10 protein-coding genes are annotated in these 14419 nt (G+C 61.8%); 8 read left to right on the top strand and 2 right to left on the bottom strand.

Features of this window, described 5'->3' with window-relative positions; translation table 11 throughout:
- Positions 1–188: 188 nt before the first annotated feature.
- Positions 189–1211 (bottom strand): quinone-dependent dihydroorotate dehydrogenase, encoded by a 1023-nt coding sequence (locus GXB78_RS07290; RefSeq protein WP_329514914.1) that lies wholly within the window; start codon positions 1209–1211, stop codon positions 189–191.
- A 217-nt stretch (positions 1212–1428) separates the two neighbouring features.
- On the opposite strand from GXB78_RS07290, the gene GXB78_RS07295 reads away from it, so the two are divergent.
- The 8 genes from GXB78_RS07295 (at position 1429) to cobA (ending at position 13258) form a co-directional block, all read left to right on the top strand.
- Complete coding sequence (locus GXB78_RS07295) at positions 1429–2649, top strand: CmpA/NrtA family ABC transporter substrate-binding protein (RefSeq protein ID WP_329514915.1); 1221 nt, start codon at positions 1429–1431, stop codon at positions 2647–2649.
- 15 nt (positions 2650–2664) lie between these two features.
- A complete protein-coding gene (locus GXB78_RS07300; protein WP_315447455.1) occupies positions 2665–3240 on the top strand; it encodes an ANTAR domain-containing response regulator in 576 nt (191 codons plus the stop codon).
- A 433-nt stretch (positions 3241–3673) separates the two neighbouring features.
- On the top strand, positions 3674–4885 hold the full coding sequence (locus GXB78_RS07305) for a nitrate/nitrite transporter (RefSeq protein ID WP_041479125.1): 1212 nt from the start codon (positions 3674–3676) through the stop codon (positions 4883–4885).
- A gap of 7 nt (positions 4886–4892) precedes the next feature.
- Positions 4893–6563, top strand: coding sequence for a bifunctional protein-serine/threonine kinase/phosphatase (locus tag GXB78_RS07310; RefSeq protein WP_329514916.1), 1671 nt, complete (start codon positions 4893–4895; stop codon positions 6561–6563).
- Positions 6564–6986: 423 nt separating this feature from the next.
- Positions 6987–9440 carry a nitrite reductase large subunit NirB gene (gene nirB / locus GXB78_RS07315; RefSeq protein ID WP_016773837.1) on the top strand — a complete coding sequence of 818 codons (2454 nt, stop codon included), beginning with the start codon at positions 6987–6989 and terminating at the stop codon, positions 9438–9440.
- Positions 9437–9754, top strand: coding sequence for a nitrite reductase small subunit NirD (gene nirD, locus GXB78_RS07320; RefSeq protein ID WP_016773836.1), 318 nt, complete (start codon positions 9437–9439; stop codon positions 9752–9754). The genes nirB and nirD overlap by 4 nt, the downstream gene beginning before the upstream one ends.
- Entirely contained in the window at positions 9754–12468 is a 2715-nt protein-coding gene (locus tag GXB78_RS07325) for a nitrate reductase (protein ID WP_329514917.1), read from the top strand. Before nirD ends, GXB78_RS07325 begins: the two co-directional genes overlap by 1 nt.
- Before the next feature lie 10 nt (positions 12469–12478).
- Positions 12479–13258 carry a uroporphyrinogen-III C-methyltransferase gene (cobA, locus tag GXB78_RS07330; RefSeq protein WP_329514918.1) on the top strand — a complete coding sequence of 260 codons (780 nt, stop codon included), beginning with the start codon at positions 12479–12481 and terminating at the stop codon, positions 13256–13258.
- 69 nt (positions 13259–13327) lie between these two features.
- On the opposite strand, the gene GXB78_RS07335 is transcribed toward cobA, so the two are convergent.
- Entirely contained in the window at positions 13328–14362 is a 1035-nt protein-coding gene (locus GXB78_RS07335) for an OmpA family protein (protein WP_016773833.1), read from the bottom strand.
- Positions 14363–14419: the final 57 nt, after the last annotated feature.

Here is a 14419-nt window from a genome sequence, read left to right on the forward strand (position 1 = left end):
CCCGGACGGCGGGCTACGGCCCAGGGGCTCCTTTGAGGAGCCCTTTTTATTGCCTGAAGATTTTGTGCCGCACACAGAACCTGTAGGAGCTGCCGAAGGCTGCGATCTTTTGATCTTGTCTTTTCAAATCAAGATCAAGATCAAGATCAAAAGATCGCAGCCTTCGGCAGCTCCGACGGGGACCGGTGTTATTTGCGCAGTGCGGCGATCGCATCCACCGATTCACGAATCAGCGCCGGGCCTTTGTAGATGAAGCCCGAATAGATCTGCACCAGGCTCGCGCCGGCAGTGATCTTCTCCGCCGCGTGTTTGCCCTCGGTAATCCCGCCCGCAGCGATGATCGGCAAGCGCCCGGCCAACTCGCCCGCCAGCACCTTCACCGTGTTGGTGCTCTTCTCACGCACCGGCGCACCCGACAGACCGCCCGCCTCGTCGCCATGTTCCATGCCTTCGACGCCGACGCGGCTCAGGGTGGTGTTGGTCGCGATCACCGCGTCCATCCCGGTTTCGATCAGCGCCTGGGCCACCTGCGCGGTTTCTTCGTCGGTCATGTCCGGGGCGATCTTGATCGCCAGTGGCACATGCTTGCCGTGACGCAGGGCCAGTTCGGCGCGGCGCGTGGCCAGATCCGCGAGCAATTGCTTGAGCGAGTCACCGAACTGCAGGCTGCGCAGGCCCGGGGTGTTCGGCGAGCTGACGTTGACGGTGACGTAACTGGCGTGGGCGTAGACCTTGTCCAGGCAGATCAGGTAATCGTCGACCGCACGCTCGACTGGGGTGTCGAAGTTCTTGCCGATATTGATCCCCAGCACGCCCTGGTATTTCGCCGCCGCGACCCGCGCCAGCAGGTTATCCACGCCAAGGTTGTTGAAGCCCATGCGGTTGATGATCGCCTCGGCTTCCGGCAGGCGGAAGATCCGTGGTTTCGGATTGCCCGGCTGCGGACGCGGGGTCACGGTGCCGATTTCGACAAAACCGAAACCCAGTTGCGCAAAGCCATCGATGGCCGCGCCGTTCTTGTCCAGACCTGCCGCCAGCCCCACCGGATTCGGGAACTCGAGGCCCATGACCGTCACCGGCATCTTCGCCGGCGCCTTGCACAGCATGCCGTTGAGGCCCAAACGCCCACCCGCGCCGATCAGATCCAGCGACAGATCGTGGGAGGTTTCCGGGGAAAGTTTGAACAACATCTGACGGGCCAGGGTGTACATGGGCGGCAATGACTCGGGCGGCGAAAAGAGGCGGCGATTATAGCCGGGCATCGTCCCCCGGCGCGAGGCGCCTGGACAAATCAGGCGCCTGGCATATGCCTTGCACCGCCCTGCCTATCAGTCTGCCGACCAATGACGGCGCGCAGGCCAGGACAATGGCGTCGTCCCCGGGTTTGCCTGCGCAGAATCCGCGACGACGTTTTTTTTGAGGTAGCGTATGAACGAAACGTCCTTGGGGCCTCTGGCCTGGGTCAATGGCAGCGATGCGCCGGAAAAAAGCGCGATCAATCTCGGCTTCATGGCGCTGAGCGACTGCGCCTCGGTGGTAGTCGCCGCCACCCAGGGTTTTGCCCAGCCCTACGGGCTGACGCTGAACCTCAAGCGGCAGGCGTCATGGGCCAACCTGCGCGACAAACTGGTCAGCGGCGAACTGGATGCCGCGCACAGCCTGTACGGGCTGATTTATGCGGTGCACCTGGGCATCGGTGGCATCGGTGGCATCGCCCCGACCGACATGGCAGTGCTGATGGGCCTGAACCAGAATGGCCAGAGTCTCAACCTCTCGCATGGTCTACAGCAGGCTGGCGTGAACAGTCCTGAAGCGCTGGATCGGCATGTGCACCAAAGCCGCGCAAAACTGACCTTCGCCCAGACCTTCCCCACCGGCACCCACGCGATGTGGCTTTATTACTGGCTGGCGAGCCAGGGCATTCACCCGTTGCAGGATGTCGACAGCGTGGTGGTGCCGCCACCGCAAATGGTCGCGCACCTGCAAGCCGGGCGAATCGACGGTTTTTGCGTCGGCGAACCGTGGGCAGCCAGCGCGGTGCAGCAGGATCTGGGTTTCACTTTAGCCACCAGCCAGAGCATCTGGCCCGACCACCCGGAAAAAGTCCTCGGCTGCACCCGTGAATTCGTCGGGCAATACCCCAACACCGCGCGGGCGCTGGTCATGGCCATTCTTGAGGCCAGTCGCTTCATCGAAGAAAGCCCGGAGAACCGGCGCAGCACCGCGCAACTGCTCAGCGCTGGCGAATATCTCAACACCCCGGCCGCGTGCATCGAACCGCGCTTTATGGGCGACTACGCCGACGGCCTCGGCAATCGCTGGCAGGATCCGCACGCGCTGCGTTTTCATGGCAATGGCGAGGTCAATCTGCCCTACCTTTCCGACGGCATGTGGTTCATGACCCAGTTCCGCCGCTGGGGTCTTCTGCGTGAGGATCCGGATTATCTGGCCGTCGCCCGCCAGGTTCAGCGTCTGGATTTGTACCGCGAGGCGGCCAGCGCTGTGGGTATTGCGGCTTCGCACGCAGACCTGCGCAGCAGCCAGTTGCTCGACGGCAAGGTCTGGGACGGCAGCGATCCGGCGGGCTATGCGCGCAGTTTCAAACTGCACGCCCTGAACGACACCGCCGCCCTTCTCGCCCAGCGCTGACAGGAGACCGCGAACATGTTGCGCATTCTGCTGATCAACGACACCGCGAAAAAAGTCGGCCGCCTGAAAGCGGCGCTGACCGAGGCTGGCTTCGAAGTAATCGACGAATCAGGGCTGACCATCGACCTTCCGGCACGCGTCGAAACGGTGCGCCCGGACGTGATCCTGATCGATACCGAGTCACCGAGCCGCGATGTCATGGAGCAAGTGGTGCTGGTCAGCCGAGATCAGCCACGGCCGATCGTGATGTTCACCGACGAACATGATCCGGGGGTAATGCGTCAGGCGATCAAGTCCGGAGTCAGCGCCTACATCGTCGAAGGCATTCACGCACAGCGCTTGCAGCCGATTCTCGATGTAGCGATGGCGCGTTTCGAGAGCGACCAGGCCTTGCGCGCGCAATTGCAGGCCCGCGACCAGCAACTGGCCGAGCGCAAGCGCATCGAACTGGCCAAGGGTTTGCTGATGAAGATGAAGGACTGCAATGAAGAAGACGCCTACACCCTGATGCGCCGCCAGGCCATGAGCCGCCAGCAGAAGCTGATTCAAGTGGCAGAGCAGATCATCGCCATGAGCGAGTTGCTGGGCTGACCCTTGTGCTGAAAAATCAAAAGCCCCCCTCACCCTAGCCCTCTCCCGGAGGGAGAGGGGACCGATCGGGGGATGCTCTCGAAGTACGCCAACCAGTGATTTCTGCAGTGAATCCATAATCGACTCGGTCGTTCAGGTCGATGTTTGACGTCAGACACCTCGGTCAGTCCCCTCTCCCTCTGGGAGAGGGCTAGGGTGAGGGGCTTTTGCTTTTCAGCTGTTGGCACAAATCTCGCTATGTAAACCGCACAGGTAACCAACGGCGGTTGCCCCACCTACGACAAAGACGTCGCTCACCCCGTTCGCCCCCGGCGAATCAGGTAGCGGCGTTTTTGCGTTTTGGCCCCACAGAGCGGGGCCGGTGGTGCGGCCGTGAGGCGCTCCACCTGCTGTGCATGACTCCTTTCGAGACTCTTTTCAGCCGAGGTGCGCGATGAATTCAAGCTTCTGGAAATCCGGCCATACCCCGACCCTGTTCGCGGCCTTCCTGTATTTCGACCTGAGCTTCATGGTCTGGTACCTGCTCGGCCCGCTGGCGGTGCAGATTGCCGCCGATCTGCACCTGACCACCCAGCAACGGGGCCTCGTCGTCGCCACGCCGATTCTCGCTGGTGCGGTATTGCGCTTTGCCATGGGCATGCTCGCCGATCGCCTGTCGCCGAAGACAGCCGGGCTGATCGGTCAGGTCATTGTCATCTGCGCACTGTTCGGCGCGTGGAAACTGGGTATCCACAGTTATGAACAAGCGCTGATCCTCGGCCTGTTCCTCGGCATGGCCGGCGCGTCGTTCGCCGTGGCCCTGCCCTTGGCCTCGCAGTGGTACCCGCCAGAGCATCAGGGCAAAGCCATGGGCATCGCTGGCGCCGGCAACTCCGGCACTGTGTTCGCCGCACTGCTCGCGCCCGTGATTGCCGCTGCTTTCGGCTGGAGCAATGTTTTCGGTTTCGCCCTGATCCCGCTGGTCCTGACTCTGGTGCTGTTTGCCTGGCTGGCGAAAAACGCTCCACAGCGGCCAAAACCGAAAGCCATGGCCGACTACTTCAAGGCCCTCGGTGATCGCGACAGCTGGTGGTTCATGTTTTTCTACAGCGTCACCTTCGGCGGCTTCATCGGCCTGGCCAGCGCCCTGCCCGGTTACTTCAACGATCAATACGGTCTGAGCCCGGTGACCGCCGGCTATTACACCGCTGCCTGCGTGTTCGGTGGCAGCCTGATGCGGCCATTGGGTGGCGCGCTGGCCGATCGCTTCGGTGGCATCCGCACCTTGCTGGCGATGTATACCGTTGCTGCCATCTGCATCGCCGCCGTCGGCTTCAATCTGCCAAGTTCCTACGCCGCGCTGGCGCTTTTCGTCTGCACCATGCTCGGCCTGGGCGCCGGCAACGGTGCGGTTTTTCAACTGGTGCCGCAGCGCTTTCGTCTGGAGATCGGCGTGATGACCGGGCTGATCGGCATGGCCGGCGGTATCGGCGGCTTCGCTCTGGCGGCCGGCATGGGCGCGATCAAGCAAAGCACCGGCAGTTATCAACTGGCGCTGTGGTTGTTCGCCAGCCTCGGTGTGTTGGCGTGGTTTGGCCTGCACGGCGTCAAGCGTCGCTGGAGAACCACCTGGGGCTCGGCGGCGGTGACAGCGGCGCGGGTCTGAGGCCTCAATGGCCCTGCAACTGAGTTTCGCCGAAGCCAGTGCCACCGGCCCGCGCGCGGAGAATCAGGACGCCCTGCGCTCGGTGACTCCGGCGCCGGCATTGGCGCTGAGCAAGGGTTATCTGTTCGCCATCGCCGACGGTGTCAGCCAATGCGCCGATGGCGGTCTCGCCGCGCACTCGACCTTGCAGGCCCTGGCGCTGGACTATTACGCGACGCCGGAAACCTGGAGCGTGGCCCAGGCGCTGGATCGCTTGCTGCTCGCGCAAAACCGCTGGCTGCAGGCCAATGGCGGCGGGCAACCGCTGCTGACCACGGTCAGCGCGCTGGTGATGCGCGGTCGACGCTTCACCCTCGCCCATGTTGGCGATTGCCGGGTCTATCGCTGGCATGCCGAGCGATTGCAGCGCATCAGCGAGGATCACGTCTGGGAGCAACCGGGCATGCAGCATGTGCTCAAACGTGCGCTCGGGCTCGATCAGCATCTGGTGCTGGACTTCCTCGACGGTGAACTTCGAGAGGGCGAAAGCTTCGTGCTGCTCAGCGACGGCGTCTGGTCGACCTTGGGCGATACCGCGATCGCGGCGATTCTGCGTGATCAGCCGGATCTGCACAGCGCGGCGCAAACCCTGGTCAACGCCGCGCATCTGGCTGGTAGTCAGGACAATGCCAGTGCCCTGCTGGTGCGCATCGATGCGCTGGGCGAATCGAACATCGGCGATGCGCTGGTGCAGTTGCAGCAATGGCCGCTGCCTCCAGCGCTGAAACCCGGACAAGCGTTCGAAGGCTGGCAGGTGCAGGGCATCGTTGGCCAGAGCCAGCAATCGCTGCTGTATCACGTGCTCGATGACCAGGGCCAGGCCTGGCTGTTGAAGACCTTGCCGGCGCGCCTGGCCGACGATTTACAGGCCGGGCAAGCGCTGCTGTCCGAGGAATGGTTCCTCAAGCGCGTGGCCGGCCGGCATTTTCCGCAAGTCCATGCCTGCACCCAGCGTCAGCATTTGTACTACGTGATGCGCGAATATGACGGGACGACGCTGGCCGAGGTGTTTCACCACCGCGGCCAGCTGCCGTTGGCGCAGTGGCAGGACATCGCCGAGCGCCTGTTACGCGCGGTCGGTCTGTTGCATCGACGACAGATTCTGCATCGCGATATCAAACCGGAAAACCTTCTGCTGGGCGACGACGGCGAGCTGCGCCTGCTGGATTTCGGTCTGGCTTATTGCCCGGGTCTTTCGGAAGACGCGCCGTCGACCCTGCCGGGAACCCCAAGCTTTATTGCCCCGGAAGCGTTTCGCGGCGAACCACCGAGTGCGCAGCAGGATTTGTATTCGGTCGGTGTCACCCTTTATTACCTGCTCACCGGGCATTTCCCGTACGGCGAGATCGAAGCGTTCCAGCGGCCCCGATTTGGCGTGCCGGTCAGTGCCAGTCGCTATCGCCCGGATTTGCCGGAATGGCTGGCGCAGAGTCTGGAACGTGGCGTCGCAGTCGATCCGCAGCAACGCTTTGAAACCGCTGAAGAGTGGCTGCTGGTACTGGAACAGGGTGAGCGGCGCAGCCTCAGTGTGCGGCCCCGGCCGTTGTTGGAGCGCGAGCCGTTGAAGGTCTGGCGGACGATGGCGCTTCTGGCATTGCTCGGGAATGTGGTGCTGCTGGTTTTGTTGTTTCATGGCTGAGATTGAGTTGCGCCATTCGCGAGCAGGCTCGCTCCCACAGGGGGAGGTTGTGTCGTTCGCAGACACCTTGTGGGAGCGAGCCTGCTCGCGAAGGCATTCGGCGTCACACCGCATAACCCCAAGAATTAACGCGCCACGAACGAGCAACACGCCTCGATTCGGTGCAAAAAAACCTCCTGTCACAACCCCAATCCCCAACAAAACCACGTTCACCCAAGTTGGCACAACCACTGCATTACCCCATTCAACACGCACATAAAGCCCAGCCTTCAACGACGAAGGCTGCGCTTCCCGAGAGAACGGGACCAGGACAAAGGCGTCCTCGCTAGGCAACTAGCGGGACGCCTTTTTTTGTTTGCGCAAAATTTGTCGAGCAAGGCCCGACGGCCCACCAGAGGCCAGCCGCAGCTCCCGGAGAACCTGATGAAAAAACTCAAACTGGTGATGATCGGCAATGGCATGGCCGGGGTGCGTACCCTGGAAGAACTGCTCAAGCTGAGCGACGAGCTCTACGACATCACCGTCTTCGGCGCCGAACCGCACACCAACTACAACCGCATCCTGCTGTCGCCGGTGCTGGCCGGTGAGCAGACTTTCGAAGAGATCGTGCTCAACGACCTCGACTGGTACCTGGAAAACAACATCAAGCTGCTGCTCAACCGCAAAGTGGTGGAGATTGACCGGGTCAAACGCCGGGTGATCGCCGAGGACGGCACCGAGGCCGAATACGACCGCCTGCTGATCGCCACCGGCTCGACCCCGTTCATTCTGCCGATACCCGGCAACACCTTGCAGGGCGTGATCGGCTACCGCGACATCGCCGACACCCAGGCGATGATCGACACCGCCAGAACCCACAAACACGCCGTGGTCATCGGCGGCGGCCTGCTCGGCCTCGAAGCGGCCAATGGCCTGATGCTGCGCGGCATGCATGTGACTGTGGTGCACTTGGGTGAATGGCTGCTGGAGCGGCAACTGGACAAGACCAGCGGCCAGCTTCTGCAATCGGCGCTGGAATCCCGTGGCCTGCATTTCCGCCTGTGCGAACAGACCCAGGCCCTGCACGACGCCGGCAATGGCCGGGTCGGCTCGGTGCAGTTCAAGAACGGCGACATCATCCCTGCCGACCTGGTGGTGATGGCCGCTGGCATCCGCCCCAACACCGAACTGGCGGAAAAGGCCGGCATCCCGTGCAATCGCGGGATTCTGGTCAACGACACCCTGCAAACCTACGACCCGCGCATCTACGCAATCGGCGAATGCGCCAGCCATCGAGGCATTGCCTACGGTCTGGTTGCACCGCTGTTCGAACAGGCCAAGGTCTGCGCCAATCACCTCGCGCAACTGGGTTTCGCTCGCTATCAGGGTTCAGTGACCTCGACCAAATTGAAAGTCACCGGCATCGACCTGTTCTCCGCCGGCGATTTCATGGGCGGCGAAGGCACCGAGACCATCACCCTCTCCGACCCGATCGGCGGCGTGTACAAAAAACTGGTGATCAAGGATGACGTGCTGGTCGGCGCCTGTCTGTACGGCGATACGGCAGATGGCGGTTGGTATTTCCGGCAGATTCGTGAGAATCACGCCATCGGTGAGATCCGCGATCACTTGATGTTCGGCGAAAACGCTTTAGGCGACGTAGGACATCAGGGCCAGGACAAAGCCATGGTCATGGCCGACAGCGCCGAAGTGTGCGGCTGCAACGGTGTGTGCAAAGGCACCATCGTCAAGGCCATTCAGGAACACGGTCTGTTCAGCGTCGACGAGGTGAAGAAACACACCAAAGCCGCCAGCTCCTGCGGCTCCTGCGCCGGTCTGGTCGAGCAGATCCTGATCAATACCGTGGGTGGCGCGGCGGACGTCAAACCGAAAAGCGAAAAAGCCATCTGCGGTTGCAGCGACCTCAACCACGGGCAGATTCGCCAGGCGATTCGCCAGGAACACCTGCTGACCATCGCCGAGACCATGAGTTACCTGAACTGGCGCACGCCTAATGGCTGCGCGACTTGTCGCCCGGCGCTCAACTACTACCTGATCTCAACCTGGCCAGGCGAGGCCAAGGACGACCCGCAATCGCGTCTGATCAACGAACGCGCCCACGCCAACATCCAGAAGGACGGCACCTATTCGGTGGTGCCACGCATGTGGGGCGGCGTGACCAACCCGTCGGAACTGCGGCGGATCGCCGATGTGGCCGACAAGTACAACGTGCCGATGGTCAAGGTCACCGGCGGTCAACGGATCGACTTGCTGGGCATCAAGAAGCAGGACCTGCCTGGGGTGTGGAAGGACCTAGATATGCCGTCGGGCCACGCCTACGGCAAATCCATCCGCACGGTGAAAACCTGCGTGGGCAGCGAGTTCTGCCGCTTTGGCACACAGAATTCGACGCAACTGGGCATCGAGCTCGAGCACGACCTGTTCAACATGTGGTCGCCGCACAAGGTGAAGCTGGCGGTGTCCGGTTGCCCACGCAACTGCTCGGAAGCCGGCATCAAGGACGTAGGAATTATCGGCGTCGACTCCGGCTGGGAGATGTACATCGGTGGCAACGGCGGGATCAAGACCGAAGTCGCCGAGTTCTTCGTCAAACTGAAAACCGCCGAAGAAGTCCGCGAATACAACGGTGCCTTTTTGCAGCTGTATCGCGAAGAAGCTTTCTACCTCGAGCGCACCGTGCACTACCTGCAACGGGTCGGCATGGAGCACATCAAGAAAAACGTGCTCGAAGACGCCGAGCGGCGCAAGGCCTTGAACGAGCGCCTGCAGTTCTCCCTGTCGTTCGAACAGGACCCGTGGAAAGAACGCCTGGCGCAGCCGCAACTGAAAAAAGAATTCGACGTGATCCCCGTGAAAAACCTGGAGGTGCCGGCATGAACTGGCTGGATATCTGTGCGCTGGAAGAGATCAACGCCCTCGGTTCGCGGATCATTGCCGGGCCGAAAGGTGATATCGCGATTTTTCGCACAAGTGACGATGAGGTTTTCGCCCTCGATGACCGCTGCCCGCACAAGGGTGGGCCGCTGTCGCAAGGCCTGATCTACGGCAAACGCGTGGCCTGTCCGCTGCACAACTGGCAGATCGACCTCGAAACCGGCGAAGCCCAGGCGCCAGACATCGGCTGCGCCCACCACCATCCGGCGCGGGTCGAAAATGGCCGGGTGCAACTGGCCCTGCGGGACGCCATCTGATGAACCGCCAGACGACCGCCTCGACCTGCTGTTACTGCGGGGTCGGCTGCGGCGTACTGATCGAGCATGACGGCGAGCGCATCCTCGGCGTCAGCGGCGATCCGGCGCACCCGGCCAACTTCGGCAAACTGTGCAGCAAAGGCTCGACGCTGCACCTGACCGGCGACCTCGCCGCCCGCGCCTTGTACCCGGAACTGCGCCTGGGCAAAGGCCTGGCGCGCAGCCGCACTGACTGGGATACCGCCCTCGACCACGCGACCAACGTTTTTGCCGAAACCATCGCCGAGCACGGCCCGGACAGCGTGGCGTTCTACATCTCCGGGCAGTTGCTCACCGAGGACTACTACGCCTTCAACAAACTGGCGCGGGCGCTGGTCGGCACCAACAACATCGACAGCAATTCGCGGCTATGCATGTCCTCGGCGGTGGTCGGCTACAAGCGCAGCCTCGGCGCCGACGCGCCGCCGTGCAGTTACGAAGACCTGGAGCTGAGCGACTGCGTGATGATTGTCGGCAGTAACATGGCCTACGCCCATCCGGTACTTTTTCGCCGGTTGGAGGAAGCCAAAACCCGTCGTCCGCAGATGAAAGTCATCGTGATCGACCCGCGTCGCACTGACACCTGCGATCTGGCTGACCTGCATCTGGCGATTCTTCCGGGCACCGATGTCGCGTTGTTCCATGGGATTTTGCACCTGCTGCTGTGGGAAGACTGGGTCGATCGCGATTTCATCAAGGCGCATACCGAAGGCCTCGCCGAGCTTAAAACGCTGGTACGCGATTACACCCCGCAGATGGTTTCGCAGCTGTGCGGCATCAGCATCGAACAATTGCAGCAGTGCGCGGAATGGGTCGGCACTGCGCCGAGCTTCCTGTCGCTGTGGTGCATGGGTCTGAATCAGTCCAGCGCCGGTAGCGCGAAAAACAGTGCGCTGATCAACCTGCACTTGGCCACCGGACAGATCGGCCGTCCCGGTGCAGGACCTTTCTCCCTGACCGGTCAGCCAAACGCCATGGGAGGACGGGAAACCGGCAGTCTGTCCAATCTGCTACCGGGCCACCGCGATGCTGCCAACCCAGAGCATCGTGCCGAGGTGGCGGCCTATTGGGGTGTGGACAAGTTGCCCGAGGCGCCTGGCCTGAGCGCCATCGAGCTGTTCGAAAACCTGCGCAGCGGCAAAATCAAAGCACTGTGGATTGCCTGTACCAACCCGGCGCAGTCGATGCCGGATCAGAACGCGGTTCGAGCAGCGCTTGAGGCCTGTCCCTTTGTGGTATTGCAGGAAGCCTTTCGCACCACCGAGACCGCCGGGTTCGCCGACCTGTTATTGCCCGCCGCCAGTTGGGGTGAAAAGGAAGGCTCGGTGACCAACTCCGAACGGCGCATTTCCCACGTGCGCAAAGCGGTTGTCGCACCGGGCGAAGCGCGGCCGGACTGGGCAATCACGGTAGATTTCGCACAGCGCCTGGAGAAACGTCTGCGTCCGCAGCAGCCGAGCCTGTTCGCCTTCGATCAGCCTTCGCAGTTGTTTGATGAATTCAAACTGCTGACCCAAGGGCGCGATCTGGATCTCTCCGGAATCAGCCACGCGCTGATCGACGAGATAGGCCCGCAGCAATGGCCCTTCCCTGTCGGCGCCAGCCAAGGCACGCCACGCTTGTACGGCGACGGCATTTTTCCTACGGCCAGTGGCCGCGCGCAATTCATTGCCGAGCCGTATCGCGCGGCCAAGGAACAACGCGATGCGCGCTTCCCGCTGACCCTGATCACCGGCCGCCTGCGGGACCAATGGCATGGCATGAGCCGCACCGGCACCGCCGCGCAGTTGTTCGGCCACGTCAGCGAAGCCGTGTTGAGCCTGCACCCGGACGAGATGCGCCGGCATCGCTTGCAGCCCGGCGATCTGGTCAATCTGAAAAGCCGTCGGGGTGCCGTGATTGTCGCGGTCGGCAGCGATGACAGTGTGCGACCCGGCCAGGCATTTCTGCCGATGCATTGGGGCGATCGCTATCTCAAGGGCGGCGTTAACAAACTGACCTTGCCGGCGTTTGATCCGCTGTCCAAGCAACCGGAGCTCAAGCACAGCGGCGTGCGCCTGGAAGCAGTCAATCTGCCATGGCAACTGTTCGCCTTGATCGAGGGTGATGTTCAACGGCATTTCGAGACGCTACGCCCGCTGTGCGAGGCGTTTTCCTACGTGAGTCTCAGCCTTGTCGGACGTGAGCGGCCGGCGTTGCTGATACGCGCTGCTCACGCCGAGGCGCCCGCCCCCCAGTTGCTGGGCGAGATCGACCAATGCCTGTCGCTGCTGGATGGCCCGGTTCTGGCCTACGACGATCCGCGTCGCGCCATTGGCAAGCGGGTGCGCATCGAAAACGGCCGTATCACTGCCATTCGCCTGGCCGGTGAAACCCTCGCGCAACACTGGTTGCAGAGCCTGTGGCTGGAGGGCCGCGCCGACCAACAACTGCGGCGCTGGCTGCTCGCGCCGATGAGCGCGCCGCCGGGCGCTGTCGGAGCCATCGCGAGCGACAAGACCTTGTGCAATTGCGAAAACGTCAGTCTCAACACGGTCTGCGCCGGCATTCGCCAAGGCCTGGATCTGCAAGGCCTGAAAAGAACTCTCCGATGCGGTACGCAATGCGGTTCCTGCGTGCCGGAAATCAAGCGCCTGCTGGCTGCCGAAGCGCGGCCGGTCGCAGTTATTCAATGAGGACAACACCATGAATGCGAAAGTCTGGCTGGTGGGCGCAGGCCCTGGCGATCCGGAGTTGCTGACCCTCAAAGCGGTGCGCGCGTTGCGCGAGGCCGATGTGGTGATGATCGATGATCTGGTCAACGACGCGGTGCTCGAGCACTGCCAGGATGCGCGGGTCATCCCCGTCGGCAAACGCGGCGGCTGCCGTTCGACGCCGCAGGCATTTATTCATCGGTTGATGCTGCGTTATGCCCGCCAGGGCAAATGTGTGGTGCGGCTCAAGGGCGGCGACCCGTGCATTTTCGGTCGCGGTGGTGAAGAAGCGCAGTGGTTGCGCGAGCGCGGTGTTGAAGTGGAACTGGTCAACGGCATCACTGCCGGGCTGGCCGGGGCGACGCAATGCGATATTCCACTGACACTGCGTGGTGTGGCACGCGGGGTGACGTTGGTGACTGCGCACACACAGGATGACAGTCAGCTGAACTGGCAGGCGTTGGCGCAAGGCGGGACGACGCTGGTGGTTTACATGGGCGTGGCCAAACTGGGCGAGATTCGTGATCAGTTGCTGGCGGGAGGGATGGCGGCGGACACGCCGGTGGCGATGATCGAAAACGCCTCGTTGGCGCATCAGCGTGAATGTCGCAGCGATTTGAGCGCGATGGCTGAGGATGCGTCGGCCTTTGAATTGAAGAGCCCGGCGATTCTGGTGATTGGTGCGGTGGCGGCTGTTGCGGCAGTTGTTGAAGAGCAAAAGATCGCAGCCTTCGGCAGCTCCTGCACGGCGTATGGCGTGCAAGCGCTTTAAGCTCCGTAGCCAAATCGCAGACAAAGAAAAGCCCGGCCTGAGCCGGGCTTTTCCATCAGCGGCAGCTAATTACTTAGCTTGAGCTTCAACCTGCGCTTCTACGCGACGGTTTACAGCGCGGCCAGCGTCAGTTTTGTTGTCAGCAACTGGGCGGGATTCGCCGTAGCCAACAGACTGAACGCGGGACGATTCAACACCGTACTGGTTGGTCAGAACCTGCTTAACGGCGTTTGCACGACGCTCGGACAGTTTCTGGTTGTAAGCGTCAGGACCGACGGAGTCAGTGTGACCTTCAACAGTAGTGGTGGTGGATGGGTACTGCTTCATGAAGTCAGCCAGGTTTTTGATGTCGCCGTAGCTGTTAGGCTTGACTACCGACTTGTCGAAGTCGAATTTCACGTCCAGCTCAACACGAACAACTTCAGCAACTGCTGGGCAGCCATCAGCGTCAACGGTTACGTTGGCTGGGGTGTCCGGGCACTTGTCAACGTTGTCGCAAACGCCATCGTTGTCGCTGTCGGAGCAGACTTCAGCAGGTGCTGGAACTGGAGCAGCAGCTGGTTTGGAACCGCCACCGAAGTTCACACCGATACCGACGCTAGGAGCCCACTCGGTGTCGCCCTGGTCGATGTTGTACTGAGCTTCAACGCCGGCACGGGCGTAGAAGTTCTCGGTGAAGTACAGCTTGGCACCGCCGCCAACGTTGGCGAAGGTGGAACGGTTACGACCGTTCGAACCGTTCTGGTCGATGCTCTGGTCAGAGAAACCGGCCGAAACGTATGGACGAATCATGTCGCCTGGGTTGTTGAAGTGGTACAGAGCGTCCAGAGCGGTGTTAGCGCCTTTGACGTTCTTGCCATCGTCGGCACGTACGTTGTGCACTTCGTCGTAGCCCAGACGCAGTTCAACGTCGTCGGTCAGGAAGTAACCGATCGAACCGCCGAACAGGTTGCCGTTGTTCTTGAAGTTACGAGCGCTGTCGAATTGTTCTTTCTTAGCGAAGCCTTCGATTTCAACTGCGCCTTGGCCTTGTGCCAGAGCGCCGAACGAAGTGGCGGCAATCAGAGAACCAATGGCCAAGCCCAAGGTGTTTTTCAGTTTCATCCGTTAAATCCCCATCTGGTGATTGTGAAGCAGTCCCGCAAACCGGGGGACAACTCG

Source organism: Pseudomonas moraviensis subsp. stanleyae, assembly GCF_036283065.1.
Taxonomy (GTDB): Bacteria; Pseudomonadota; Gammaproteobacteria; order Pseudomonadales; family Pseudomonadaceae; genus Aquipseudomonas; species Aquipseudomonas stanleyae.